The organism is Monashia sp. NPDC004114 (genome assembly GCF_053603855.1).
In genome coordinates this window covers 213,567-239,369 of record NZ_JBSGGK010000006.1, presented here as the reverse complement: position 1 = coordinate 239,369, position 25,803 = coordinate 213,567, and the positions used below count along the sequence as shown (strand labels likewise).

The 25,803-nt window shown below is 69.2% G+C and carries 24 protein-coding genes and 1 pseudogene; 12 read left to right on the top strand and 13 right to left on the bottom strand.

Annotation, left to right across the window (positions count from 1 at the left end; translation table 11 throughout):
* From dhaL to ACWEOW_RS10500, 3 genes are read right to left on the bottom strand one after another with little or no spacing between them, the layout of a single operon-like run.
* Complete coding sequence (gene dhaL, locus ACWEOW_RS10510) at positions 1 to 717, bottom strand: dihydroxyacetone kinase subunit DhaL (RefSeq protein WP_452269139.1); 717 nt, start codon at positions 715 to 717, stop codon at positions 1 to 3.
* Positions 718 to 719: 2 nt separating this feature from the next.
* Positions 720 to 1,721, bottom strand: a complete 1,002-nt coding sequence (dhaK, locus tag ACWEOW_RS10505; protein WP_452269138.1) for a dihydroxyacetone kinase subunit DhaK — start codon at positions 1,719 to 1,721, stop codon at positions 720 to 722.
* A 36-nt stretch (positions 1,722 to 1,757) separates the two neighbouring features.
* Positions 1,758 to 2,549: an MIP/aquaporin family protein gene (locus tag ACWEOW_RS10500; RefSeq protein WP_452269137.1), complete on the bottom strand. Its 792-nt coding sequence runs from the start codon at positions 2,547 to 2,549 to the stop codon at positions 1,758 to 1,760.
* Between the two features lie 125 nt (positions 2,550 to 2,674).
* Here ACWEOW_RS10500 and ACWEOW_RS10495 point away from each other — a divergent pair, with 125 nt between their 5' ends.
* Positions 2,675 to 3,442, top strand: a complete 768-nt coding sequence (locus tag ACWEOW_RS10495; RefSeq protein ID WP_452269136.1) for an IclR family transcriptional regulator — start codon at positions 2,675 to 2,677, stop codon at positions 3,440 to 3,442.
* On the opposite strand, the gene ACWEOW_RS10490 is transcribed toward ACWEOW_RS10495, so the two are convergent.
* The 4 genes from ACWEOW_RS10490 to ACWEOW_RS10475 form a co-directional block, all read right to left on the bottom strand.
* A complete protein-coding gene (locus tag ACWEOW_RS10490; RefSeq protein WP_452269135.1) occupies positions 3,443 to 5,179 on the bottom strand; it encodes a glycoside hydrolase family 13 protein in 1,737 nt (578 codons plus the stop codon).
* A gap of 426 nt (positions 5,180 to 5,605) precedes the next feature.
* On the bottom strand, positions 5,606 to 6,559 hold the full coding sequence (locus tag ACWEOW_RS10485) for a patatin-like phospholipase family protein (RefSeq protein ID WP_452269134.1): 954 nt from the start codon (positions 6,557 to 6,559) through the stop codon (positions 5,606 to 5,608).
* Positions 6,560 to 6,739: 180 nt separating this feature from the next.
* Positions 6,740 to 7,219 carry a hypothetical protein gene (locus ACWEOW_RS10480; RefSeq protein ID WP_452269133.1) on the bottom strand — a complete coding sequence of 160 codons (480 nt, stop codon included), beginning with the start codon at positions 7,217 to 7,219 and terminating at the stop codon, positions 6,740 to 6,742.
* 121 nt (positions 7,220 to 7,340) lie between these two features.
* Positions 7,341 to 7,925 carry a TetR family transcriptional regulator gene (locus ACWEOW_RS10475; protein WP_452269132.1) on the bottom strand — a complete coding sequence of 195 codons (585 nt, stop codon included), beginning with the start codon at positions 7,923 to 7,925 and terminating at the stop codon, positions 7,341 to 7,343.
* A gap of 94 nt (positions 7,926 to 8,019) precedes the next feature.
* Here ACWEOW_RS10475 and ACWEOW_RS10470 point away from each other — a divergent pair, with 94 nt between their 5' ends.
* Together ACWEOW_RS10470 and ACWEOW_RS10465 are read left to right on the top strand one after the other, a co-directional pair.
* Positions 8,020 to 10,374: a glycoside hydrolase family 3 C-terminal domain-containing protein gene (locus ACWEOW_RS10470; RefSeq protein WP_452269131.1), complete on the top strand. Its 2,355-nt coding sequence runs from the start codon at positions 8,020 to 8,022 to the stop codon at positions 10,372 to 10,374.
* A gap of 89 nt (positions 10,375 to 10,463) precedes the next feature.
* Positions 10,464 to 10,649: a hypothetical protein gene (locus ACWEOW_RS10465; RefSeq protein ID WP_452269130.1), complete on the top strand. Its 186-nt coding sequence runs from the start codon at positions 10,464 to 10,466 to the stop codon at positions 10,647 to 10,649.
* A gap of 12 nt (positions 10,650 to 10,661) precedes the next feature.
* Here the strand turns inward: ACWEOW_RS10465 and ACWEOW_RS10460 are convergent, their stop codons facing one another.
* Positions 10,662 to 11,693, bottom strand: a complete 1,032-nt coding sequence (locus tag ACWEOW_RS10460) for a LacI family DNA-binding transcriptional regulator (protein WP_452269129.1) — start codon at positions 11,691 to 11,693, stop codon at positions 10,662 to 10,664.
* Positions 11,694 to 11,862: 169 nt separating this feature from the next.
* On the opposite strand from ACWEOW_RS10460, the gene ACWEOW_RS10455 reads away from it, so the two are divergent.
* The 4 genes from ACWEOW_RS10455 (at position 11,863) to ACWEOW_RS10440 (ending at position 16,718) form a co-directional block, all read left to right on the top strand.
* Positions 11,863 to 13,452 carry an apiosidase-like domain-containing protein gene (locus ACWEOW_RS10455; protein ID WP_452269128.1) on the top strand — a complete coding sequence of 530 codons (1,590 nt, stop codon included), beginning with the start codon at positions 11,863 to 11,865 and terminating at the stop codon, positions 13,450 to 13,452.
* Between the two features lie 69 nt (positions 13,453 to 13,521).
* Positions 13,522 to 14,784 carry an ABC transporter substrate-binding protein gene (locus ACWEOW_RS10450; protein WP_452269127.1) on the top strand — a complete coding sequence of 421 codons (1,263 nt, stop codon included), beginning with the start codon at positions 13,522 to 13,524 and terminating at the stop codon, positions 14,782 to 14,784.
* 159 nt (positions 14,785 to 14,943) lie between these two features.
* Positions 14,944 to 15,825, top strand: coding sequence for a carbohydrate ABC transporter permease (locus tag ACWEOW_RS10445; RefSeq protein WP_452269126.1), 882 nt, complete (start codon positions 14,944 to 14,946; stop codon positions 15,823 to 15,825).
* Positions 15,822 to 16,718, top strand: a complete 897-nt coding sequence (locus tag ACWEOW_RS10440; protein WP_452269125.1) for a carbohydrate ABC transporter permease — start codon at positions 15,822 to 15,824, stop codon at positions 16,716 to 16,718. The genes ACWEOW_RS10445 and ACWEOW_RS10440 overlap by 4 nt, the downstream gene beginning before the upstream one ends.
* Positions 16,719 to 16,855: 137 nt before the next feature.
* Here ACWEOW_RS10440 and ACWEOW_RS10435 read toward each other — a convergent pair whose 3' ends face one another.
* A complete protein-coding gene (locus ACWEOW_RS10435) occupies positions 16,856 to 17,812 on the bottom strand; it encodes an NAD-dependent epimerase/dehydratase family protein (protein WP_452269124.1) in 957 nt (318 codons plus the stop codon).
* Positions 17,813 to 17,915: 103 nt separating this feature from the next.
* Between ACWEOW_RS10435 and ACWEOW_RS10430 the strand changes: the two genes are divergently transcribed.
* A complete protein-coding gene (locus ACWEOW_RS10430) occupies positions 17,916 to 18,830 on the top strand; it encodes an RNA polymerase sigma-70 factor (protein ID WP_452269123.1) in 915 nt (304 codons plus the stop codon).
* 59 nt (positions 18,831 to 18,889) lie between these two features.
* Here the strand turns inward: ACWEOW_RS10430 and ACWEOW_RS10425 are convergent, their stop codons facing one another.
* Complete coding sequence (locus tag ACWEOW_RS10425; RefSeq protein ID WP_452269122.1) at positions 18,890 to 19,411, bottom strand: group II truncated hemoglobin; 522 nt, start codon at positions 19,409 to 19,411, stop codon at positions 18,890 to 18,892.
* Between the two features lie 118 nt (positions 19,412 to 19,529).
* On the opposite strand from ACWEOW_RS10425, the gene ACWEOW_RS10420 reads away from it, so the two are divergent.
* Both ACWEOW_RS10420 and ACWEOW_RS10415 read left to right on the top strand, forming a co-directional pair.
* Positions 19,530 to 20,381, top strand: a complete 852-nt coding sequence (locus ACWEOW_RS10420; RefSeq protein ID WP_452269121.1) for an SMP-30/gluconolactonase/LRE family protein — start codon at positions 19,530 to 19,532, stop codon at positions 20,379 to 20,381.
* Positions 20,382 to 20,573: 192 nt separating this feature from the next.
* Positions 20,574 to 22,865 carry an exo-beta-d-1,3/1,6-glucosidase gene (locus ACWEOW_RS10415; protein ID WP_452269120.1) on the top strand — a complete coding sequence of 764 codons (2,292 nt, stop codon included), beginning with the start codon at positions 20,574 to 20,576 and terminating at the stop codon, positions 22,863 to 22,865.
* Between the two features lie 165 nt (positions 22,866 to 23,030).
* Here the strand turns inward: ACWEOW_RS10415 and ACWEOW_RS10410 are convergent.
* From ACWEOW_RS10410 to ACWEOW_RS10400, 3 genes and pseudogenes are all read right to left on the bottom strand, one after another.
* Positions 23,031 to 23,153 (bottom strand): annotated as a pseudogene (locus ACWEOW_RS10410) (hypothetical protein); the annotation flags it as partial.
* Between the two features lie 2 nt (positions 23,154 to 23,155).
* The gene (locus ACWEOW_RS10405; RefSeq protein WP_452269119.1) at positions 23,156 to 23,437 is read right to left on the bottom strand and encodes a DUF1275 family protein; all 282 of its coding nucleotides are present in this window, start codon (positions 23,435 to 23,437) and stop codon (positions 23,156 to 23,158) included.
* Between the two features lie 17 nt (positions 23,438 to 23,454).
* Complete coding sequence (locus ACWEOW_RS10400; protein ID WP_452269118.1) at positions 23,455 to 23,964, bottom strand: MarR family winged helix-turn-helix transcriptional regulator; 510 nt, start codon at positions 23,962 to 23,964, stop codon at positions 23,455 to 23,457.
* A gap of 80 nt (positions 23,965 to 24,044) precedes the next feature.
* Between ACWEOW_RS10400 and ACWEOW_RS10395 the strand changes: the two genes are divergently transcribed.
* Both ACWEOW_RS10395 and ACWEOW_RS10390 read left to right on the top strand, forming a co-directional pair.
* Positions 24,045 to 25,112: an LLM class flavin-dependent oxidoreductase gene (locus ACWEOW_RS10395; RefSeq protein ID WP_452269117.1), complete on the top strand. Its 1,068-nt coding sequence runs from the start codon at positions 24,045 to 24,047 to the stop codon at positions 25,110 to 25,112.
* Positions 25,109 to 25,795 carry an NADPH-dependent F420 reductase gene (locus ACWEOW_RS10390; protein ID WP_452269116.1) on the top strand — a complete coding sequence of 229 codons (687 nt, stop codon included), beginning with the start codon at positions 25,109 to 25,111 and terminating at the stop codon, positions 25,793 to 25,795. Before ACWEOW_RS10395 ends, ACWEOW_RS10390 begins: the two co-directional genes overlap by 4 nt.
* Positions 25,796 to 25,803 lie beyond the last annotated feature (8 nt).

Here is a 25,803-nt window from a genome sequence, read left to right as displayed (position 1 = left end):
TCAGGTGGCGGTGTCGGCCGCACCGTCCACGCCGGCCGTCTCGTCCGCCGTGGAGGCGCTGGGTGCGCCCGCCGCGGCCGCGGCGGCCTCGAGCAGCAGAGCCACGCTCGCAGCGCCGGGGTCCTGGTGTCCGACGCTGCGTTCACCGAGATAGCTCGCCCGGCCCTTGCGGGCCAGCATCGGGGTGGTGGCGTCGCGACCGGCCGCTGCGGCATACCGGGCTGCTTCGAGCCCCTGCGCCAGCATGCCGTCGACGGCAAGGGAGCGCTCGAGGGCCTCGACGGCGGGGGCCAGGGCGTCATACATCGTCTTGTCACCGGGTGCGGCCTTGCCGCGGTCGACCACCCCACCGAGCCCGGCTCGAAGTGCGGCCGCGAACGCGTCGCCGGAGACCGTGTCGCCCGACATGGTCTCGCCGGCGGGCCCGAGCGAGGCCCCCATGCGCATGAACATCGTCCCGAACAACGGCCCGCTCGCTCCACCGACCGTGGAGACCAACGTCATCCCGACCTTGGACAGCAGCGCGGAGGCGTTCGGCGGCGGGTTGTCGTCCAGCGCGGCCACGGCGGCCTTCATACCTCGGTCCATGTTCGACCCGTGGTCGGCATCGCCGATCGCCGCGTCGAGCTCGGTGAGGTGGTCCCGGTTCTCCGCGATCAGCTGGGCGAACCTGCGCACCCAGTCCTCGAAGACCGCCGTGGTCACGTCGTCGCTCATGCTCAGATGCCCCATCTCAACGCCGGAGTGTTCACAGGAGCGTCCCAGAGGGAGAGCAGCTCGTCATCGACCCGAAGCAGGGTCACGGAGACGCCCGCCATGTCGAGTGAGGTGATGTAGGAGCCCACGAGCGACCTCGCGACGGGCAGGCCGTGCTGGTCGAGGAGCTGCTGGATCTCGTTGTACATCACATAGAGCTCGATGAGCGGAGTGCCGCCCAGGCCGTTGACGAAGGCGATGACCGGCTCGCCCTTGGCGAACGGCAGGTCCGCGACGATGGGCTCGACCAGCATCGAGGCGATCTCACGCGCGGGCGCGAGCGGGACCCGCTCCCGACCGGGCTCGCCGTGGATCCCGACACCGAGCTCCATCTCGTCCTCGCCGAGGTCGAATGTCGGGTGTCCCACTGCGGGCACGGTGCACGACGTCAGGGCCAGGCCCATGCTGCGACCGTTCGCGTTGACGGAACGGGCGATCCGGGCCACCTCCTCGAGGTCTCGCCCCTGCTCGGCGGCGGCCCCGGCGATCTTCTCGACCAGAACCGTCACGCCGACCCCGCGGCGTCCCGCCGTCCAGGTGCTGTCCTGGACCGCGACGTCGTCGTCGGTCACCACCGACACGACGCGGGCACCGGTCTCCGCGGCCGCCATCTCGGCAGCCATCTCGAAGTTCATCACGTCGCCCGTGTAGTTCTTGACCACGTGCAGGATGCCGGCGCCGCCGTCGACCAGCTTCGTGGCGGCCAGGATCTGCCCGGGCACCGGCGAGGTGAACACGTCGCCGGCACAGGCCGCGTCGAGCATCCCGAGACCGACGAACCCACCGTGGAGCGGTTCGTGCCCCGAGCCGCCGCCCGAGATGAGTCCGACCTTGCCCGGCTTCGGGGCTCCGCCCCGGTAGATGACCTTGTTCTCATGGTCGACCCGCAGCTCCGGATGAGCCGCCTCGACCCCGCGCAGGGCCTCCAGTACGACGTCGCTGGGGTCGTTGATCAGCTTCTTCATGGTCAGTCCCTTTCGGTGTGCAGTGGTGAGGGACCGTCAGACACTGCTCGGTTGGCGAGCGTCAGACAGCTGGGGCTCTGGGTCTGCCAGGTCCGGTCCCGCAGCGGGAGCAGACCGGTCGGCGGGCGTGCGGGCCAGCAGGCCGTACACCAGCGCGGCGGCGACCCCGGCGAGGATCTCTGCCGCGAGGTAGACAGGCAGCTGCGACCACTTCACCGTGCCGCCCGCGAGCTGCTGGACGAACATGGGACCAACGGTACGAGCCGGGTTGATGGATGCGCCCGTCGTGGGAGCAACGGGAATGATGGCCGCGAAGACAACCAGGCCGATCGCCACCCCGGCGAACCCGGCGGCGGCCTTGCGGTGGATGACGCCGAAGATCGTGAACACCAGGATGAAGGTGCCGACGAACTCCGCGGTGAAGGCCTGGACCCAGCTGATGTCGCCGTAGGAGGCGACCCCGAGGCCCACCTCGCTGGCCTTGTGGCCGAGGACGCCGATGATCGCCCCAGCGCCGATCACGGCGCCGACGACCTGTGCGCCGATGTAGGCCGGCACCTGCGACCAGGGGAACTTGCCGGAGACGGCAAGACCGATGGTCACGGCCGGGTTGATGTGGTTGCCGCCGACGTGCCCCAAGGCGTACACCGTGGCGATCACCACGGTGCCGAACGCCAGGGAGATCACGCCGAGGTCGGCCATGGTGAACGGCGCATTGCCGTTGACGATCAAGGTGGCGGGGACGGACCCCACCCCGATGAACACCAGGAACGCGGTCCCGATGACTTCAGCGCCCAGGCGCTGGAGGAAGTTGGTCTCGTCAAGCATCGCCCTTGCCCCTTTGCAAGTTGTACGAATGATGTTCGACATTGTCGAACGTGATTTGGAGGCTACACCTGTGATTCACTGGGAGGCAAGGGTCTTCGTGAACGGACCGCAGCAGAGGGACAAAAGTGATCCAATCGGTCGACCGCGCCATTCGCGTCCTCAGCGCGCTTCAGGGCGCGCGCCGCCTGAGCCTGTCCGAGCTGGCAGCGCGGCTCGAGCTTGCGCCCTCGACGACGCACGGCATCGTCCGAAGCCTCGTCGAGCACGGCATGGTCGTGCAGGAGCGGGGTTCCAGCCGCTACCAGCTTGGGCCTGCGGTCCTGCGGCTGGGCAACGTCTACCTCGACACCCTCGAGCTGCGATCCCGGGCGATTCCCTGGGCCGAGGACCTCGCCCGCCGGACGGGTCTCGCGGTGCGCACCGGTGTGCTCCTCGTCGACGACGTCGTGATCATCCACCATGAGCCGCGCCCTGACGGGAGCAGGCAGATGCCCGAGGTCGGCATCGTCATCCCCGCCCACGCCAGCGCCCTCGGCAAGGCCATGCTCGCGTTCCTGCCCGACGATGAGAAGCGGGTGCTCGCCTCCGCTGAGCTACGCAGCATGACCGGGGAGACCATCACCTCACCCGTTGGGCTCCGGGCTCAGCTCGACGAGATCCGGGTGAGCGGGTTCGCCGTGGAGCAGGACGAGGCGGTGATCGGCGAGAGCTCGATCGGGAGCCCGATCTTCGACTCCTACGGGGAGGCTGTCGGGGCCATCGGTGTCGTGATCCCGTCCGACGGAGACGTTGCTGGCCACAGCGCACGTGACCTCGTCCGGGAGGCCGCGAGGTCGGTCTCGCGGGAGCTCGGTGCAGACGTCTGGCCTCCGCGGGCGCCTTCCGGCGCGTAGTCACACGTCGTCGAGGGGCGCTCTGGTCAGCTCGAACCAGGCGGCGCTGTTCGGTGGCAGCTTCTCTCCCGTCTCGGGGTCGCTCGCGAGCAGGAGCTGACCGTCGACAGGAGTGCGCACGAGGCGCGACGAGCAGTTGACGACGCACGCGAAACCATCGCCGCGAGCGAACGCCAGCACACCTGGTTCCGCTGGCAGCCAACGGAACTCGCTGAAGGACGGCGCTGCCAGTCGGCGTCGCAAGGCGATTGCCTCGCGGTAGAGCTGAAGCATCGACTCATCCGACCCGAGCTGATTGTCGACGGAGTAGTACTCGAACCACGCCGGCTGCGGCAGCCATGGTGCGCGGCCGCCCGCAGTGGGATCGGCCGGCGAGAAGCCGAAGGAGTCGGCAGGAGACGAGGTCCAGGGCAGCGGCACCCGGCACCCGTCTCGGCCACGTCGGGCTCCACCCGTGCGATGGAACATCGGGTCGGTGAGCACGTCGTCGGGCAGGTCGGTGACCTCGGGCAGCCCGAGCTCCTCGCCCTGGTAGAGGAACGTCGATCCCGGCATAGCCAGCATGAGCAGGGCTGCGGCGCGGGCCCGCGCGGTGCCGAGGTCGACGTCGCCGGCGTCACCGCCCGGCGCACCACCGGCATACCGGGTCACCACCCGGGGCATGTCGTGGTTGTTGAGCACCCAGGCGACCGGAGACCCGTGCGCAGACACGGCTCGCAGGCCGCGCTCGATCGAGTCGCGCAGGTCCCCGACGTCCCACGGGGTGCGGAGGAAGTCGAAGAAGAAGCTCTGGTGCAGCTCATCAGGCCGCTGGTAGTCCGCGAGCTGCGCGGCATCGAGCACCCCGACCTCGCCGATGAGCACCCGCTCGCGCCCCGTCGTGTCGGTGTACTCCTCCGCGATCTGGCGCCACCGCCGCCAGACGTCGTGGACCTCGGGCTGGTTCCACGCGTACGGGTTGACCGGGTCACCCGTGAGCTCGTCCATCGGGGCCAGGTCGTGGTCAGGCAGGCCTTTGCCCTTGTGCAGACCGTGGGCCACATCGATCCGGAGCCCGTCGACACCGCGGTCGAACCAGAAGCGGATCACCTCGTCGAAGTAGTCGTTGACGTCCGGGTGGATCCAGTTGAAGTCGGCCTGCTCGGGCGCGAAGGTGTGCAGGTACCACTGTCCTTCGGTGCCATCCGGCTCGGTGGCGCGCTGCCATGCCGGCCCGCCGAAGATGGAGCACCAGTTGTTCGGCGGGAGCTCCCCGTGCCCACCTCGGCCGTCGGCGAAGTGGAACCGTTGCCGCTCGCGGCTGCCGGGGCCGGCTGCGACCGCGGCGGTGAACCACGGGTGATCGACCGAGCAGTGGTTGGGGACCATGTCGGTGATGACCTTGAGGTCCAGGCGGTGGGCGTCGCGAAGGAGGGCGTCGAAGCCCTCGAGGGTGCCGAGCTCGGGGTTCACGTTCATGTAGTCGGCCACGTCGTACCCGTGGTCGTGCTGCGGCGAGGGGTAGAAGGGACTGATCCAGATCGCGTCGACTCCCAGCTCACGCAGGTAGGGCAGCCTGCTGCGAACGCCGTCCAGGTCTCCGACGCCGTCACCGTCGGAGTCCTGGAAGCTGCGCACATACACCTGGTAGGTGACCGCCTGGCGCCACCAGCCGCGGTCCGGGCCCGGAGCCTGCGCACGCACCGGCGCACCGACGACGCCCGACGGGCTAAGCGTGATGCGTGAGGTGGAGTACATGGCAGGCCCTAGGAGGACTCGAGGTGTTCGCTTGCATGCCAGAGTCCTCAGCCACGCGTCCACGTACATCCGGGAAAGTACGCATCCCGGTACCTATTCCCCCCTGGTTGCTCTCAGGGAGATGTCGTCGCGGCGATCAGGGTGCCGGTGCGGCGTGAGACCCCTGGCCGCCATCGTCGGGCCACGCGCCGCAACATTGCTCTACTCGGCCGACGAGATACGCGTCGACACCGGCGCGCTGGGGCCGATCTGGGCACGTCAGGGACCACATGTGGACGTCATAAGACAACATCCGTACCCTTGACATCAGACGGCTCCTAGGGAGTCGGATAGCCAGGCCGGAACTTCCCGATGCAATGCGGGCGTCCGGCCTGACGCATGTGCGGGGTCAGAGGGCCCCAAGGTCGACGTGTTCCACCGCCAGGGTCAGGTAGATCTCGTTGAGCCCGACCCGATGATCGCCCGCCGCGCCAGCGACTGCGTCCGGCCCAGTGGTCGCCCGCGGGGCCGTATGCCGCTGCGATGGTGGTGCATCGTGAGGAACCTTTCGGGAGAGGGCAGCTCGGTACCACCGCTCGCCATCCAGTCGAGAGCGCTCCGACGGCCGCGGGCGACGAGCTCGGCAGCGTGGGTGAAGTCGGTGGCAGGAACCGCGAGCGGGCACAGCGGCGGCAGGACCCTCAGCTTCGCCCGGTCCGCCAGGGCCGCGACCTCGGCGACCAGCCGTTGCTCGAGCAACAGGCTCAGGGCGTGGGTGGCCAGGCCGATCGCCGATGTCGGCGGGTGCGCCAGCGCGCATGGTGAGCCGGAGGGCAGGAGGTAGATCTCCGTGGCGCCGAGGTCGACGGCGTGGTTGACACCGGAGCGGTCGGCGAGAGCACCGTCCATGAGGAGGCGTCCGCCTATTGCCACCGGCGGGAAGACGCCCGGGATGGCCGTGCTCGCCAGGAGCCCGGTCGTGACCTGCCCGTCGCTGACGAGCACGGAGCGCCCGCTGAGCACGTCGGCTGCCACGAAGTGGACCGGGATCTTCGCCTCGGCCAGGTCGGCGAAGCCGGTGTGTCTCGTGACGAGGTCGCGGAGGCGGTCCTCGGAGGCGACCGCGGCCTGACGTCCGAGCAGGCCGCCGACGACCCGGCGGAGCCCGACGTGGAACACGTCGGACCGGTGCAGTCCGACCCAGACCTCCGCAAGCTCGTCGAGGGACTCCGCCGACATGCCGTGACCGCCGACCCAGGCAGCGTTCATCGCCCCCGCCGATGTGCCCACGAGCAGGTCCGGCCGGATGTGGTGGTGGGCCAGCGCGTGGAGCATCCCGACCTGGACCGCGCCGAGGCTGCCCCCTCCGGAGAGAACGAATGCGGTGGTCGCTGTGCTCATGCCCAGTTTGCCGCGGCTCGACAGCGTTTCTTACCGCGGAGTCGACCAGCGAAGTTCCCCCGTCTCGCTCGGCTCACGCGACGTGGGGTGTTCACCGGGTCGAGTGAGCGCTCCGTCGCACTGGTTCCTCCCGCCCCTCTGGACTCGTATCCGACCTCGCCGGGGACGGGCAAGCGCCACTCAGGCGCCGACCGCCTCGCGCACCTGGTCGAGCATGGCCTGTTCGCCTTCGCTGACCTGTTTCGCGCCGAAGCCCATGAAGCCGCCGTCCTTGGCGGCGTCGGCCGCGGCCTGGGCTGTAGCGAGCAGCCAGCGCGCGAAGGCGGCCGCCTCGTCGGGGGTGGCCTTCGCCACGACGACTGTCATGACGCCTCGGAGCTCGTCGAGCACCTGGGAGCCGGGTGCGGCCCCGCCGGTTGGTTTCCAGCTTTTCAGCGGGTTCTGCCTGTCCTGGGTCATCGCCTGGATCTCCAAGGCGACCTCGGCAAGCAGCTGCTCGCGGGTGGGCGGGTTGGTGGCCGACTTGATCGTGGCCATCGTCTCCTTGCCCATCTCGAACGGCCCTCCGGGGTCGGCCAGCGAGATGGCCATACCGGCCACGAACGGTGCCCGCACTACGCGTGTCCAGTCTTCCGCGGGGAAGTCGCTCTTGGTCGTCACGGTATGCCGTCCTTCCAGTTCGAGGGTGCCGTCACCGTCCGAGGTTGCCCGGCCTGTCCTGCCAGTCTCTCCGGGGGCCGGACGCGTGTCACCCGCCTGCGGTGGCTCGCGCATGAACTTCTCACCCGTGCTGAAGGACGCGCCACAGGGTCTCGAGGTGGTCGGCCATGTCGATGGACGGGTCGAGCATCCACTGGGTCTGAAGGCCATCGGCCGCAGCGAGCAGAATCGTGGCCGCGCTCGTCGCGTCCAGCGCATCGGACAGCTCGCCACGAGCCTGAGCCGCCTGGATCTCGGTCGCGAGGGCGGCTCGAAGCGACGCGTACCGCTCCACGAAGAAGCCGTGCGCCGCGTGCTCCGGATGCGTCGCCTCGGTGGAGAGCTGGGCGTACAGCTGGACCAGGCCAGGCACCGTCGCGTTGTGGCGCACCACCTCGATGAGCCCGCTGACCATGGCCCCGCGGCCATCCGGCATACGTTCGCGGTCGACCTCGTCGCGCTTGCGCAGGATCTCGGCGAACAGCTCCTCCTTGGAGGAGAAGTAGTGCAGCAGGCCCGCCTGGCTCAGCCCGACCGCGTCGGCGAGGTCCCGCACCGATGTCCGCTGGTAGCCGTTGCGGGCGATGACGTCGAGGGCAGCGGTGAGGATCTCTTCGCGCTTCGCGATGCCCTTGGCGTACGAGCCCCGTGGGGTCCTGCCGCTCATGGCAGTGAATCGTACGGATCCTCTTGTCAGATGAAAACCGAGCGCCGTATGGTTTTGGGAGCCCGTCGCGCGACTGCGACCCGAAAGGACGACGATGACCGACCTCGTGCCCTCGATCCACACCTCCGCGCCCGAGGAGGTGGTCGCTGCACTGACGCTCGAGGAGAAGGCGTCGCTGACCAGTGGCGCGAGCTTCTGGTTCACGAAATCGCTTGAACGCGTGGGGATTCCGGAGGTAATGCTGACCGACGGGCCACACGGTGTGCGCAAGCAGCGAGTGGGCGGGGACCAGGTCTCGCTGGCCGACAGTGTCCCGGCCACGTGCTTCCCGCCGGCCGTGGGGCTCGGCTCGACGTTCGACCCGGAGCTGCTCGAGCGGGTCGGTGCGGCGCTGGGTGACGAAGCAGTGGCCGAGGAGGTCGGCGTGCTGCTCGGCCCGGGGATCAACATCAAGCGGTCTCCGCTCTGTGGTCGCAACTTCGAGTACTTCTCGGAGGACCCCTTCGTCTCCGGCGTGCTCGGCGCCGCCCTCGTGCGCGGTCTGCAGAGCCGCGGCGTCGGCGCTTCGGTCAAGCATTTCGCAGCGAACAACCAGGAGACCGACCGGATGCGCGTGTCGGCCGACGTCGACGAGCGACCGCTGCGGGAGATCTACCTTCGTGGCTTCCAGCGCGTCGTGACCGAGGCTCGCCCCTGGACGGTGATGTGCTCGTACAACCGCATCAACGGCACGTACGCATCCGAGAACCCGTGGCTGCTCACGGAGGTGCTGCGCGACGAGTGGGGCTACGAGGGCCTGGTGATGTCCGACTGGGGAGCAGTGAACGACCGGGTCGCCGGCCTCGCGGCAGGCCTGGACCTGGAGATGCCGTCCAGCGGTGGACGTACCGATGCCGAGATCGTGGGCGCGGTACGTGCCGGCGAGCTCGACGAGTCGGTCCTCGACCGGGCTGCGGTCCGCGTCGTCGACCTCGTGCAGAAGGCGCTGACCCGCGATGGCCGCCTCGCGACAGCCGAATCGTCCACGCGGTCAACGAGTTCCGGCTCCGGCGACGACTGGGACATGGACCGGCATCACGCGCTCGCCCGTGAGGCGGCCGGTCGAAGCGTCGTCCTTCTCAAGAACGACGGCGACCTGCTGCCCCTGTCGCCGTCGCAGAGCGTGGCGGTGATCGGCGCCTTCGCGACCGAGCCGCGTTACCAGGGCGCCGGCAGCTCGCTGATCAACCCGACGCGGCTCGACCGAGCCCTCGACGGGCTGACCGGGTATGCCGGCGAGGCCCAGGTCGGGTACGCCGCCGGCTTCGTGCTGGGTGGCCTGTCGGAGTCGCGGTCGTCCGAGGCGTTGGTCGAGGAGGCCGTCGCACTGGCTGCTTCCAAGGACGTGGCCGTGGTGTTCCTGGGACTGCCGGCGGAGCTGGAGTCCGAGGGCTACGACCGCGACGACATCGACCTGCCCGCAGACCAGATCACCCTGCTGTCTGCGGTGGTCGAGGCGAACCCACGCACCGTCGTCGTGCTGTCCAACGGCGGTGTCCTACGGCTCGGCGAGGTCGCCGACCGGGCTGCGGCCGTGCTCGAGGGATGGCTGCTCGGCCAGGCCGGCGGCAGTGCCGTGGCCGACGTCCTCTACGGCACGGTCAACCCGTCGGCGCGCCTCACCGAGACGGTGCCGCATCGCCTCCAGGACTCACCGGCATACCTCGCCTTCCCCGGCGAACACGGTCACGTCCGCTACGGCGAGGGCATCTTCGTCGGCTACCGCTGGTACGACGCCCGGGACGTCGACGTGCAGTATCCCTTCGGCCACGGCCTGTCGTACACGACGTTCGACTACTCGTCGCTGTCGGTCCGCCAGACCGACGCGGAGCTCACCGTTCGCCTCACCCTCACCAACTCGGGCACCCGCGACGGGCGCGAGGTGGTGCAGGTTTACGTCGGGCTGCCCGATTCCACCGTGACGCGAGCGCCCAAGGAGCTCAAGGGATTTGCCTCCGTAGACGTCCCTGCGGGTGAGAGCCGCGAGGTGCAGGTGCACGTGCCGCGCGCAGACCTCGCGTACTGGAACACCCAGGTGGGCGCGTGGGTCGTCGAGGGCGGCGCGTATGCCGTGCACGTCGGTGCGTCGAGCCGTGACCTTCGCCTGCACGGCAGCGTCGAGGTGGTCGGCGACCGCATCGCGGTCCCACTGACCGTGGACTCGTCGGTCGCGGAGATCCTTGCCGACCCGCAGGCGGCCGAGGTCGTGCGGGCAGCGCTCACGGGCGGTGGCACGACGGGGGAGACCGGGCAGCCTGGTCCTGCATTCCTGCTGGACGACCCCGAGATGCGCCCGCTGCTGGACAACGCCCCCATCGGACGGATCGCGGGGTTCCCCGGCAGCCCATCGACTCCCGCCGAGGTGGGCGCGGTGCTGCGCGACCTCAACTCCGCTCGCGGCATCGGCTGACACTGGGCCTCGGAGTCGCCGGAGAGGGTCCAGCGCCCAGCGGCGTCCGTCGAGTCTGCTCTCAGCACCCTGTGCCATGCTCGATGAGTATGAGTAGCGACGAGCAGCACCACGACAAGGACACGCGCGACGAGAGCTCCGAGGCCCTGCTGCACTGGGCCAGCGAGGACCTGGAACGACCCGCCGGCGAAGAGGACGAGCGCGCAGAGCGGCAGGCCGAGGCCGACGAGAAGCGCAAGGTAGGCCCGGAGGCGGACGACCCCTGGGTCGAGTGAGCGACGCGGGGACTACAGCGGCGCGCTCGACTCACGCCGCACCAGGTTCGGACGGATCACGTGCCGCGCGATGCGCTCGCCTGTCGTGATGCGCTCGGCCAGCATCCGAAAGCCGACCCTGCCCAGCTCCACGAAGTCCATCCAGACCGAGGTCAGTGGCGGCGCGAAATGCCGCGCGTCGGGCATGTCGTCCACCCCGACGATCGAGTAGTCGGCGGGGGCGACGAGGCCGCGACGCCGGAGCGCGCCCATGAAGCCCAGGGCCATCTGGTCGTTGCCGCTGAACACGGCCGTGAAGTCCCGGGGATCCACGCCGGCGCCGACATCGGCACCGGACTGTGCGGACCAGTCCCCCCGGAGCACCGGGAGCGGGGCGGCTCCGCCCTCTTCGAGGGCCTGCCGGTAGCCGCGCTCGCGCTCGTGCGCCTCGTTGACGTGCTCGGGTCCGGCGATGTGCAGGATGCGCGTGTGGCCCAGCTCGAGCAGGTGGCGCGTGGCAAGAAGCCCCGCCTCGTAGGAGTCGACGGTCGCCGAGTCCGCCTTCGGCCACGCACGTCCGGAGAGGATGACCACGGGAACGGTCTCCCAGACGCGTTCGAGCATGTCCTCGATGCCGAGGTACGGCGAGGAGATGAGCAGGCCGTCTACCCGTGCCGACAGGAAGCGGTCCAGCGCCTGGTGGATCTCGGCAGGAGCGTCAGGATCTGAGGGGTCGAACTCGACCTGGCTGGTGAACAACGCGTAGCCCGCGTCGTGCGCGGCTTCGTTGAGGCCCTGGACGATCGACCACGTGCCGTACACCGAGGGGCCGGTCGTGAGGACCCCGATGGTCTGCGTCGAGTTGACCCGCAGGTTCCGTGCCGAGCCGTTGAACTGGTAGTTGAGCTCGTTGATCGCGGCCTCGATGCGCTCGCGGGTCTCCGCACCGACGTAGCCCTTCCCGGTGAAGTACCGCGACACGGTCTGGGCCGAGACCCCGGCCACGCGCCCGACGTCCACCATCTTTGGGCGCGGCTGTGGCTGTCGCGCCGCTGACTTGGACATGTAGCTCCTCTTCCGTGCTCCGACCGTACGGACCACACCCAGTCTCACCCATGGGGCGGGGTGAATATCTAGTCGTTATCGATCCGTTACTCAGGACATCTGTGATGCGCGATAGGTGATCGATAACCTATCAAGTCAGAAGGCACACCGAACATCAAGGGAGATGGACATGCAGGACCTGCTGGCCCACGCCGGCGTCGCCACCAGGGCCAAGCTCTGGCACGAGGTCGAGCTCACCTTCCAGGCTGCGGAAGACCTCGAGAACCCGTACCTCGAGGGCGAGCTCGCCGCGACGTTCGTGCACGAGGACGGACTGGCCCTGCGCCGGCCGGCCTTCTGGGACGGTGGCCGCACCTGGCGCGTCAGGTTCGCGCCTCCACAAGAGGGTGCGTGGAGCTGGACACTCGAGTCGTCCGGGTCGATGCAGGCGCTCGCATCACAGTCGGGAGTCGTGGAGTGCGCGGGCCAGGCCGGCCCTGAAGGCACGGCATTCCTGCGCCATGGGTTCTGGCGGATGTCCAGCGGCGGCCGTTCACTGACTCACGCTGACGGCACCGCCGCTCTGCTCGTGGCCGACACTGCCTGGGCGCTGCCGTGGCGAGCGACCCGGCCGCAGGTCGAGCTCTACGCCGACGACCGCGCTGCCAAGGGTTTCAACGCTGCGCTGCTGATGACCGTGCAACCGGACATGAGAGCCGTGGGTCCGCGTGACCGCACCGCCGACGAGGGCTTCGACGTCGGCTTCGAGGACCTGGCCGACGGACGGCTGACCCGGTTGAACCCGGACTACTTCCAGACCCTGGACGGGTTGGTGGGCACGCTGGCCGCACGGGGAATCGCCGCGGTCCTCCAGCCGGTGTTCCACGGGTTCGGCTGGAAGGGCCTGGGCGTCGCCGGGACCGTCGTCCCGTCGCAGGACTACGCCCGCTACTGCCGTTACCTCGTCGCCCGTTACGGCGCCCGCCCGGTCATCTACCTGGTCGGCGCCGACGGAACGGGTCTGGCGCCCCAGCCCGAAGCCGGCGGCAGGGAGGTCGAGGCGTGGGACTGCTACGAGCAGCCCACCGGACTGCACTACGCACCGCACGCCGTGGCCGATGCCCATCAGGATGCCGCGTGGCTGGACTTCCAGTGGTGCCAGACCGGCCACGGCGGCGAGCACATCCCCGAGCGAGTGGCCGACATGGCCCGCAACCGTCCCGTCCGCGCCGTGGCCAACGGCGAACCGACCTACGAGCGAACCGGAGGAGCCGGCCACGCCGAAGGGTGGTGGCAGGGCCATGAGGCGTGGGCCAACCTGTTCGCCGGCGGCACCATGGGCGTCGTCTACGGCGCGGCGAGCCTGTGGCAGTGGAGGTTGCACCAGGACGAACCGGGCCATGCCCCGTACTTCCTCGACCCCGACTCCGGCTGGCGCGAGGCCCTGGACTTCCGCGGCTCGGTCTACGTCGGCCTCGTCGGACGAGTCCTCGACGGGCTGCCCGTCACGGACATGGTCCCGGACTGGACCCTCGCCATCTGCCCCCGCGTCCTGCGAGCCCCCAGCGGACACGTCCTTGCCTACCAGGAGCACGGCGGAGCCCTCCGCATCACCGATCCCGACGTTCCGCTCGAGTACCGCGTCGTGGATCCCTTGACGGGCGACACGGTCCGTTCCGGACACCGCGCGTCGGCGACCGATCCGATCCCGGATCCCGGCGGAGCGCCGCGGATCTACATCAGCCTCCCGGCAGCCGCCGGCGCGGCCCAACCCGCGTGACAGCCGAGCCCGGCGGCACGTAACACCAACCAGCGACGCTCGACGTCGAGCGCGTGAAGGGAGACTCAAGTGCGAATCAAGGCAATCACCGTGGTGGCCGTCGCAGGGGCACTGGCCTTGGCTGCGTGCAGCGGACGTTCCTCGGGCGGAAGCGAATCCGGCGGCGGGGCCACCACCATCAACTGGTGGATGGTCACGCAGAACGACACCGCCACGGCCAAGCTCAAGCAGACCATCAGCGACTTCGAGAAGAAGAACCCGGACATCAAGGTCAACGTCACCTACAAGGCCGTCGACCCACTCAAGGACGCCCTACGGACCTCGGCCGGCACCAGCGCCGGTCCGGACCTCTACTACATGTGGGCCGGCCCGGGCCTCGGTGGCGAGTTCGTCAAGAACAACGTCAGCCTTGACCTGACCACGTACTACCAGCAGTACGGCTGGAAGGACCGGTTCACCCCGGCCACCCTGACCAACTACAGCCAGTACGGCGGGTACCACGGAGTGCCGTGGACACAGCGCGGGGAGGTCGTCTACTACAACAAGGCGCTCTTCCAGAAGGCGGGCATCACCGACCCACCGACCACCTTCGACGAGATGCTCGCCGACGCCCAGAAGCTGAAGGCCGCAGGCATCACGCCGATCACCTTCGGCGGCAAGGACAACTGGCACGTCATGCGCCTTCTCGACAGCCTGATCGAGGCCAACTGCGGCGCCGACAAGGGCGACCAGCTCAACCATCGCGAGACCTCGTGGGCCAACGAGCCGTGCGTCACCAAGTCCTTCACCGACCTCAAGAACTGGGCCCAGTACTTCCAGACCGGCTGGGTCAGTGCGGCTCAGGGCGATGCGGCGAACCTCTTCTTCGCCGGCAAGTCGGCCATGCAGATCGAGGGCGACTGGTTCACCCAGAACATCGTCGACAACGGCGGCAAGATCGCCGACGTCAGCACGTTCATGATCCCGACCGGCACCGGCCGGCTGTACGGGTTCTCCGAAGGCATGTACGTCACCAAGGCGAGCAAGCACCCAGACCAGGCAGCCAAGTTCGCCGACTACCTGACCTCCAGCGATGTCCAGTCCTCGTTCGGGTCCGCGTTCGCCGCGTTGTCGGTCAACAAGGAGGTCAAGCCCAACTCTGACCAGCCGATCGACAAGGACTTCCAGAACTACTTCGGCCAGGCCAAGGGCTACTTCCTCAACAACGACCAGAACTTCCCGACCAACGTCACCACGGAGTACTGGCGCATCCAGAACGGCGTCGCCCAGGGAACCATCGACCCCGCGTCCGCAGGTGCTGAGTTCCAGAAGTTCATCGACGCCAACAAGTAAGCCAGCACCGCCGCATGCCTCCGCCCGGCCCGGTTTCTCGCCATGGCCGGGCCGGGCGGGGGAGTGCGCGATCGTGAAAGCGAGACAACGATGTCCACGCAAGCCTCACTGACGGCTGTGGCCCAGCCCACGGCCAAGCCACGAAGGTCCGGTCGGCCAGTGACCTCCACCTCCGTGCTGAAGTCGTCGCCCTTTCTCATCCCCGCACTCCTGCTGTACGGCGTCTTCCTGCTCTTTCCGATCGTCTCGGCGATCTACCTCAGCTTCTTCAAGTGGGACGGTTTCCCCACGACCGACAAGGTCTTCGTCGGGGTGCAGAACTACGTCGCGCTGTTCACCTCAGACCCGGTGTTCTTCACCGCGCTGAAGAACTCCGCGCTGTGGGTCGTCGCCTCTCTCATCCTGCCGACCGGACTGGCGCTGTTGCTCGCGGTGACCCTGAACCGCAAGCTCTTGGGGCGGAACCTCTTCCGCTCCGTCTTCTACGTGCCGGCGGTCCTTGCCTCGATCGCGGTGGCCACCATGTGGCGCTGGATCTACAACCCGCTCTACGGACCCATCAACAGCGTGCTGACCTCCATCGGGCTCGGCGACTGGGCCCAGGACTGGCTCGGACAGCCGTCCACCGCCCTGTACTCGGTCTTCATCGCGTACCTGTGGCAGTCAACCGGGTTCGCCATGGTGCTGTTCCTCGCCGGTCTACAGACCGTGCCGCAAGACCTGCTCGAGGCCGCCTCCCTCGACGGCGCCACGGCATGGCAGAAGTTCCGCCACGTGACGCTGCCGGCGCTGCGCCCGACCACCGCGGTGGTCATCGTGCTGACGATCATCAACTCGCTCAAGGTCTTCGACCTCATCGTCGGCATGACCGGAGGCGGCCCGGTGCAGTCCACGCAGGTGCTCGCACTGTGGTCGTACCAACAGTCCTTCCAGAACCACGACTTCGGACGCGGCAACGCCCTCGCGGTCATCCTGCTACTCATCAGCCTGATCCTCGTCGTCCCCTACCTGATCCGCGCGATCGGAGATGACCGCTCATGACCGCCAACGCAACACTTACCGCCGCCACGCGGCCGGCCACCGTCCGAGTCACCCCGGCACACCGTCGCAGCGTCGACTTCCCGATGATCGGACTCTGGATCGCCCTTGTCATCTCGTGCGTCATCTGGGCTCTGCCGTTCTTCTTCATGATCCTGACGTCGCTGAAGAGCCAGGCAGAGATCAGCAGCTCCTCCATCTGGTCACTGCCGACCGAGTGGAAGTGGTCCAACTATCCCGATGCTGCCGACAAGGGCAACCTCTGGGTCGTGGGCAAGAACAGCCTCTACATCGCCCTCATCAAGGTCCCCGTCGGCCTGTTCGTCTCTGCCATGGCCGCGTTCGCCATCTCGAGGCTGCGGTTCCGTGGCGCGACCGCGGTCCTTCTGGTCGTCGCGCTCGGCTCGATGGTGCCCATCCAGATCGCCCTGGCTCCGATGTTCACCACCATGGACTATCTCGGCCTGCTCAACTCGCCGACCGGGATCATCCTGCCGTACCTCGCCTTCGGGATCCCCTTCCAGACGTTCTTCCTCTACGGGTTCTTCAAGGGCATCCCGCGCGAGCTCGACGAGTCTGCCCGGATCGACGGCGCCGGCAACTTCCGCCTCTTCTTCCGCGTGATCCTGCCGCTGGCCCGACCCGCGCTCGCCGCCCTGTTCATCCTCGACTTCGTCGCCACCTGGAACGAGTTCGCCATGGCCCTGACCCTGTTGCAGGACGCCGACTCGCAGACGGTCCCGCTGTCGCTGCAGAACTTCTCGACACAGTTCACCAACTCTTACGGACAGCTCAACGCATACATCGTCATGGCCATCCTGCCGGTGCTGATCGTGTACCTGATGTTCCAGCGCTTCTTCACCAGCGGCGCGCTGTCCGGCGCCGTCAAGGGCTGACGCCCTCACAGCCGGCCTTCGCCGAGCCGCCCAGACCTGCGGGCCGTATGCCGCTGACCCGCGCCCGGCTGGAAGGTGAGCTCGGGCGCGGGGGGCGAGCCAACGGCATACGGTGAGTTGACGAGAAGGATTGGGAGTCAGAGGCCTTCGGCGAAGCCGACTCGCCACGTCGGGTACCTGAGCGTCCAGTCGAGCTCGCGCTTGGCCTTGGCGTTGGACGACCCACGCGCGTTGGTCATCGTGTTGACGCCGTGCTCGCCGATGAGCATCCTGGCGAGCCAGGCCGGGACGTGGCGTGGCGGTTCGGCGCCGAGCTCGCGGGCGAGTGCAGGGAGCCAGTCGGACACCGGGGCGGGCTCGTCGTCGACGATGTTGTAGAGGCCGCGGTCGCCATGGTCGACGGCGGCGACGGTCGCGGATGCAGCGTCGACGACGTGGATGAAGGACCAGAGCCCTGCGCCGCTGCCGACGATCGGGAGCCGTCGCCGAGTGACGAGCTCGAGCATCTCGGAGTCCTCGCCTCGGGCGATACCGGTCCCGGGGCCGTAGAAGCCGCCGTAGCGCAGCACGATCCCGTCGAGGTCCGGCGTGGCGGGGACCGTGTCCTCCAGCCAGCGGATGGCCTGGAGTGTCTCGCGCGCCTCACGGCCTGGGTGCGGGTCGAGCGGGGTCGACTCGTCGGCGAGGCCGCCGCTTCCGGACGGACCGGTCCGCTCGTTGGTCCAGCCGGTGAAGCTCTGGGCGATGAACCGGCTGACACCGTTGCGGCGCGCGGCCTCGAGCAGGTGCCGCGTGGCCTCGGTGCGGAGGCGGTTGGTCATCGCGAAGTCGCGGTCGAAGTGCTTGGGGTTCAGGCCGCCTTTGAGCGCGGTCAGCTGGTGGATGATGACGTCCGGTTTGGCCTCCTCGACTGCGCGCAGGACGGAGTCGCGGTCCAGTCCGTCCATGACGACGGGGGTCGCGCCGGCCCGCTCGATCGCGGCGGCGTGGGTGTCGCTGCGCGTGGTGCCGTGGACGGCATGGCCGGCGGCGACGAGCGCGGGGGTCAGGGTGTGGCCGATGGCGCCGCTGGCGCCGGCGAGCAGGACTCGCATGATGGGCTCCTTCGTGGGGCGGGCTTTCCTTGTGGAAGGCCTCATTGCCCCTCCGACGAGATGGGCGTTCGATCTGTGACAGCAGCCGTGCCAGGGTGGTCACGTGACGCTCATCGCCACCTCCCACGACGACCTCCGGCCGCTGATGTTCTCGGTCGCCTACCGCATGCTCGGGAGTGTGGCGGAGGCCGAGGACGTGGTGCAGGAGGCGTTCGTCCGGATGACGCAGGCTGAGAGCGGCGGCGCCAGCCCTGACAACCTCGACGCCTGGGCGACGACCATCACGACCCGGCTCGCGATCGACACCCTCCGTTCCGCCCGGGTGCGGCGCGAGTCGTACGTCGGGCCATGGCTGCCGGAGCCGTTGGTGGCCGGGGGCGGGCCCGACCCCGCAGAGATGGTCGAGCTGGATGACACCGTCTCGACGGCGATGCTCGTCCTGCTGGAGACGCTCACTCCGCACGAGCGCGCGGTGTTCATCCTTCGCGAGGCGCTCGGGTACGACTACGCAGCGGTCGCCGAGATCGTCGAGCAGTCCGAGGCGGCGTGCCGCCAGCACTTCTCGCGGGCGCGGCGACACGTGGAGGCTGGGCGGCCGCGGTTCGAGGCCTCACCGCAGCGGCGGGACGAGCTGGCGGCCGCGTTCCTCGAGGCGGTGCGCGGCGGCGGACTCGACGAGCTCGAGGCTCTGCTGGCCGAGGACGTGACCTTCTGGGGAGACGGCGGTGGCAAGGCGCCGGCGATCCAGAAGCCGATGGTCGGTGCGGTCGCGGTGGCGCGGTTCCTGCTCGGCCTGGCTCGACGCGGCGACCCGCTCGGCGTGCGCCTGGAGCCCACACACGCCAACGGCCAGCCGGCGCTGATCACCCGTGGCCCGGACGGAGAGCTCTTCGGCGTCATGACGATCGATGTAGGCGCTGACGGCCGGATCACCGGGCTGCGCAACCAGATCAACCCCGACAAGCTCCGGCATCTTGGTGCGGTCGGCGACCTCAACGCCCTGATGCGCGCCGACTGATCGGCGGGACCCGCGCACTCCTCGCGTACCGCCCCCGCAGGCATCACCTGCCAGGAGCCCTATGTCGTGAGGCCGTCGTGGCTCCACCGTGGCGTGGGACCGGGATCGCCGAGGTCGGTACCGGACGGTGACTGAGACACGTCCTGCGCGATCTGCGTGCCCCAGCGGAAGTAGTCCATCAGCGTCGTCGCCAGCTCGGGTCTACCCGGCAGCACCGAGTCGATCGCTTCGGACATGAGCTGCAGCCAGCGCTCACGATGCTCGTCGCGGATGGCCAGCCCGAGGTGGCTGCGCAACAGCGCCTGATGGCCTCCGAGCCTCGCCGTGTAATCCTCCGGGCCGCCGAACACCTCCGCCAGCCACACCGCGACGTGGTCGACGTGGGTGCGCGTGAAGTGGACGAATACCGGCGCAAGGAGCTCGTCTGCCAGCACGCGGTCGTAGAAGTCCGCGCTCAGCGTGCGCAGCCCGTCCACCCCGCCGACATCGTCGTAGAGAGAGCCCATGGAGACATCGTCGGATGCGAACCTCCGGAGGTGCAACGGATTCTGCCAGCAGTGAACGACGGGCAGCTCGACCACCCGCGAGCAGGAAGCCCGCCGGCGCACGGGCAGGTGTCGATCGGCGGGGTCGGCGTTCGTATAGGAGGTGAAGGGGCCGGCTGGCCGGCCGGCGCCCCGGCGAAGTGAGGAGAGGTCGATGTCCGAGCCGAAGGTCCTGCTGACCGGTCTGGGATTTCCCGAGTCACCGCGGTGGCACGAGGGTCGTCTGTGGTTCTGCAACTGGATCGACCGCCAGGTGGTGGCCGCCGGCCTGGACGGCCGGGCCGAGGTCATCGCGACGCTGGATCCCGACAGCCGCTCGATGGGCTACTCGATCGACTGGCTGCCCGACGGGAGGCTGCTGGTCACTGGCGACAAGCTCCGGCGCCGGGAGCCCGACGGGTCGATCGTGGTCCTCGCCGACCAGCCCGCGAACGAGATCGTGGTGGACGGACGCGGCAACGTCTACCTCAACGGCGCGGACTTCGACTTCGTCGGCGGAGCGCCGCCCGTGCCCGGCTACATCAAGCTCGCGACCCCGGACGGCCGGATCCGCCAGGTCGCAGACGACATCCAGTTCCCCAACGGCATGGTGGTCACCCCGGATGACCGGACGCTGATCATCGCCGAGTCGTTCGCCGGTCGGCTGACCGCGTTCGACATCGACGCCGACGGAGGGCTGTCCAACCGTCGCGTCTTCGCCGACGGACTCGGCCCTGACGGCATCTGCCTGGACACCGAAGGAGCGGTCTGGGTCGGCACCGCCGACTACGCAGTGGTCCGCGTCGCGCCTGGCGGCGAGGTCCTGCAGCGCGTCGAGCTGCCGGAGAACCGGGCCTCGTTCGCGCTGATGCTCGGAGGTCCGGACCGGCGCACCCTTTTCATCCTGACGGCCGAATGGCGGCCGGCCGACGGCCCCGTCGCGAACCTCGATCGGCTGGCCAACGGGCCTCGCACCGGGCAGGTCCTCACCGTCCCGGTCGACGTGCCCGGCGCCGGACGCCCCTGACGCAGGCGTTGGTTGCACGACGCGACGGGGCTACGTTCGTGCTGTGACCACGGACATGGAGACCGTCGAGGTCAGCGGCGCAGACATCGATGCCGCTGTCGAGCAGGTGTACCAGCCGCCCCCCGGACCATCCCGCTGAGGCCGCTCGCGCCATGGACTCTCAGCACGGATCCGGCAACGCAAGGTAAGAGGATGACCATCCAGGACGCGCGCTATCTCGACCCGTCGGCGACGATCGGCCAGAGGGTCGCCGATCTGCTGGACCGGATGACGGTCGAGGAGAAGGTCGGCCAGATGATGCAGCTGGACGCCCGCGGCGATCTCGACGAACTGGTCCTGCGGATGCACGCCGGGTCGATCCTGCACACCTCACCCGAGCGGGTGATCCGAGCGCACGACCTCACTGAGCAGACTCGGCTGAGGATCCCGTTGCTGGTCGGCGAGGACTGCATCCACGGGCACTCCTTCTGGGAAGGGGCGACCATCTTCCCGACCCAGCTCGGGATGGCGGCGTCGTGGGACGCCGGACTGCTGGAACAAGTGGCGCGCGCCACCGCGGCCGAGGCCGCGGCCACGGGCGTGCACTGGACGTTCTCGCCGGTGCTCTGCATCGCGCGCGACCTGCGCTGGGGCAGAGTGGGCGAGACCTTCGGCGAGGACCCGTTCCTCATCGGCGAGCTCGCCTCCGCCATGGTGCGCGGCTATCAAGGCGCGGGGCTGTCCGACCCCACGGCCATCCTCGCGACGGCAAAGCACTTCGCCGGCTACTCCGAGACCCAGGGCGGCCGGGACGCGAGCGAGGCAGACATCTCTCGGCGGAAGCTCCTTTCCTGGTTCCTTCCGCCCTTCGAACGCGTGGCCCGCGAGGGCTGCCGCACCTTCATGCTCGGCTACCAGACCATCGACGGCACTCCGATCACGGTCAACGACTGGCTGCTGAACGATGTGCTCCGCGGCGAGTGGGGATACTCGGGAACCCTCGTCACCGACTGGGACAACGTCGGGCGGATGGTGTGGGAGCAACGGGTCCAGCCCGACTACGCTCACGCGTCCGCGGCCGCGGTGAGAGCCGGGAACGACATGGTGATGACGACTCCGGGCTTCTTCGACGGCGCGCAGGAGGCCATTCGGACGGGGCTGCTCGCCGAGGACGACCTCGACGCCGCCGTGTCGCGGATCCTCACCGTGAAGTTCGAGCTGGGGCTGTTCGAGGACCCGCGCCGACCCGACCTGGAGCGCATCCAGCTCGCTGTCGGCACCGACGAGCACCGGGCGCTCAACCTCGAGATCGCGAGACGGTCGCTCGTACTGCTTCGCAACGACGGCGTGCTGCCGCTCGAGGGTGGGCTCGCCTCGGATGGCACGGGACGCGCCGACGCGGCCGGCCGCGCCTCGAAGCGGGTGGCGCTCGTCGGACCGCTGGCCGACGACGCTCAGACCCAGCTTGGCGACTGGGCGGGCGGCTCGGGCCAGGCGGGATGGCTCGACGGGCAGCCGAGGGGGATGATCACGACGGTGCTCGACGGGCTGCGCGAACACCTCCCGCGCGGGTGGACGCTGACCCATGCGCCGGGTGCCCGAGTCCTCGACCTGGTGCCGGACCCTGAGGGCGAGTTCTTCCCCGACGGCCAGCCCCGGCCACCGATCGTCGAGCCGGCCGAGCCCGACCCGGCGATGCTCGCCGATGCCGTCGCCCAGGCCCGTCGGGCGGACTATGTCGTGGTTGTGGTGGGGGACCGGATCGAGCTGGTGGGTGAGGGCCGCTCGACGGCGACGCTCGAGCTCGTCGGAGGCCAGCGTGACCTCCTCGAGGCGCTGGCGGCGACCGGCACGCCGATCATCGTGGTCCTGCTCGCGTCCAAGCCCCTCGTCTTGCCGCCCGCGGCACTGCACGCGTCGGCGTTGCTCTGGGTTGCCAACCCCGGGATGGAGGGCGGTCGGGCGATCGCCGAGCTGTTGCTCGGCCTCATCCAGCCGAGCGGGCGCCTGCCCATCTCGTTCGCACGACACGTCGGCCAGCAGCCCACCTACTACAACCAGATACGCGGCCAGCACGGCGACCGGTACGCCGATCTCACCCAACAGCCGGCCTTCGCGTTCGGCGAGGGGCTCTCCTACACCCACGTCGAGTACGAGGACCTGCAGGTCGGCGAGAACGTGGTGGCCCCCGACGACACCGTTCGCGCCGCGGTGACGGTGCGGAACACAGGCACGCGTCCCGTCCGGGAGACCGTCCAGGTCTACGTCAGCGACCAGGTCACGTCGGCGAGCTGGGCAGACCAGGAGCTCAAGGCGTTCCGACAGGTCGAGCTCGAGCCGGGGGAGTCCCGAAGAGTCGAGATCGACGTCGCGCTCCGCGACCTGACGATCGTCGACGCTTCGGCCCGTCGGGTCGTGGAGCCCGGCGAGTTCGAGCTTCGCGTCGGTGGTTCCAGCCGACGGGAGCGCCAGCAGTGCGCCCGCTTCGTGGTCGAGGGCACGTGAGCCGACCCAATCGGTCGGCTCAGAGCCGTGACCGTCATGGGGTCTGGCGCGGTTGAGCTGTGGCGTCCGCCATAGCGCCGTATGCCGCGTCGCCAGCCAGGCGGCCACCGCGACGAACGCGAGCAGCGCCGTGCCGACGACGAGCGGGATCTCCGGGACCTGGTGAAGCACGAGCAGCGCGCCGACCACTGCACCACCGAACATCGAGACAACCGCCAGGAGGCGACGTGCGATCGGCGCCCTGCGGGCGCCTGTGCGGAGGTCTGCGGCCAGCCCGGTGAGCGTCATGGTCAGGACGGTGGTCGTGAGGTCCGGGACGGCCACGCTTCGCCGACGAGGAATCCGGCGAGGCCGAGCGAAGAGGCACGGAGGGAGAATCCGGGTGCGCCCACGACGGCGAACCCCACGAACACGACGTTGCCGGTCATGTTTGCGACGAACACGCGCCCCAGGGCGAGGATGCTGACCGCGTCGACGATGCCGGTGAACACGGTCAGGGCGACCAGCAGGAGCGGGAGCGGCCCGTGTGCCCGGTCCGCGACGAGCGAGTTGTGTACGAGCCTGCGGGTCACGGGATTTCATCGGGCGTTCACTCTGATGGGCCGGCGGGGAGCAGGCGCGTCCGCAGAGCGCGGCTGATCTCGCCTGCCGCGACGAGCTGGTCGGGGGTGAGGACATCGATGAAGAGCTCCCGCACCGCACGCAGGTGCGGCGCGGAGGCGCGTCGGAATGCCGCCGCCCCCGCGTCCTCGAGCACCACCTCGGCACCGCGGCTGTCGGTCGCGCAGTCCTCGCGACGGACGAGGCCGCGCCGCTCCATGCGGCCCAGGTGGTGGGAGAGGCGGCTGCGCTCCCAGCCGACCGCTGTGGCCAGGTCGGATGATCGCAGCCGGCGGCCAGACGCCTCGCTCAGTGCGAGCAGCACGGCGTAGTCACCTGGGGACAGCTCTGACTCGCTCTGCAGGCGTCGCACGAGCTCGGCTCGCACGGCCTCTGTCGACTCGATGAAGTCACGCCAGATCTGCAGCTCGTCCGCGGTGAGCCCCCGACGCGTGGACCGGCCGGCCATCGCCACCTCCTTGATTGACACGTCAATCATATCCGAGCATACTGACGAAGAACTATTGACACGTCAATCACTCCGGCCGACCGCCGTCGGGACGACCCGAGGAGGAACCCATGACCGACATCGAGTTCGGACTCGACACCTTCGGTGACGTGCCGGAGGACGACACCGGCGCACTCGCCACGTATGCGGCAGCGATCCGGCAGACCGTCGACGAGGCGGTGCTGGCCGACGAGCTGGGTGTCGACGTGTTCCTGGTGGGAGAGCACCATCGGCCGGAGTTCGCGATCTCGAGCCCGGAGACCGTGCTGGCCGGGATCGCAACGCGGACGTCTCGGATCCGGCTGGGCTCGGGCGTGACGGTGCTGAGCTCGGACGACCCCGTGCGGGTGTTCCAGCGCTTCGCCACGGTCGACGCCCTGTCCAACGGGCGGGCCGAGGTCATCCTCGGCCGGGGGTCGTTCACCGAGTCGTTCCCGTTGTTCGGCTTCGACCTGACCGACTACGACGTCCTGTTCGAGGAGAAGATCGAGCTGTTCGCCGAGCTTCTCAAGGAGAAGCCGGTGACCTGGTCGGGGACCAAGCGCTCCGCGCTCGTCGAGGCCGACGTCTTCCCCAAGACCGAGTCCGGGCACCTGAGCACCTGGGTGGGTGTCGGAGGCTCGCCCCAGTCCGTCGTGCGCACGGCGCAGTACGGGTTCCCCCTCATGCTCGCGATCATCGGTGGCGCTCCCGAGCGTTTCGCCCCCTACCTCGAGCTGTACCGGCGGGCCGCAGAGCAGTTCGGCACCAGCGCCCATCCAGTCGGCATGCACTCGCCGGGGTTCATCGCCGACACGGACGAGGAGGCCAGAGAGCTGGTCTGGCCCCGTTACCAGGTGATCCGCGACCGCATCGGAGCGCTGCGCGGCTGGCCGCCCATCCGGCGCGCCGAGTACGACGCGGAGATCGCACACGGGTCGATGTACATCGGCTCCCCGGAGACCGTCGCGAGGAAGATGGCGCGCGCCATCGCGGCCCTCGGGGTCGGCCGCTTCGACCTCATCTATTCGACGGGGACGATCCCGGCCCGCGCGAGAATGCGCGCAGTCGAGCTCTACGGCACCCAGGTCATCCCGAGGGTCCGCGAGCTGCTCGCCGAGCAGTCCCCGGTTGTCCCGGCAGCGGGGCCTCGGCGATGAGGAGTCCCTCGCCGACCCTCGGGATCCTGGGCGCTGGAAAGGTCGGAACCGTGCTGGCCCGCCTCGCACTCGCTGCCGGCTACCGGGTCCTGATCGCCGGCTCCGGGGACCCTGCGCGAATCGCGCTCACCGTCGAGGTCCTCGCTCCCGGTGCCGCCGCGACCACCGCTGAGGCCGCGGCCGGCGACGCAGACGTCGTGATCCTGGCCCTGCCACTCGGCAAGTACCACACGGTCCCCGCCGACGCGTTGAGCGGCAAGGTCGTGATCGATGCCATGAACTACTGGTGGGAGGTCGACGGCACCCGCGACGATCTCAACGACCCGACGACGTCGAGCAGCGAGACCGTGCAGGACTTCCTGCCTGCAGCCCACATCGTCAAGGCCTTCAACCACATGGGCTACCACGACCTCGAGGACGAGGCCCGGCCGCCGGGAGCACCACACCGCAAGGCGATCGCCATCACGGGAGACGACCCCGACGACCTCGCCGTCGTCGAGGGCATCGTCGACGACCTCGGCTTCGACCCCGTCGTCGCGGGCCCCCTGGCGGACGGCATCCGGCTGGAACCCGGCGCTGAGGCCTTCGGTGCCAACCTGGGCGCCGAGCAGCTGCGCGCCGTCCTCGGGCGGTTTGCCGACTCTGAGCGCGGCCGGCATGTCGCCCAGGCGCGTGCCGCCTGACTCGGGCA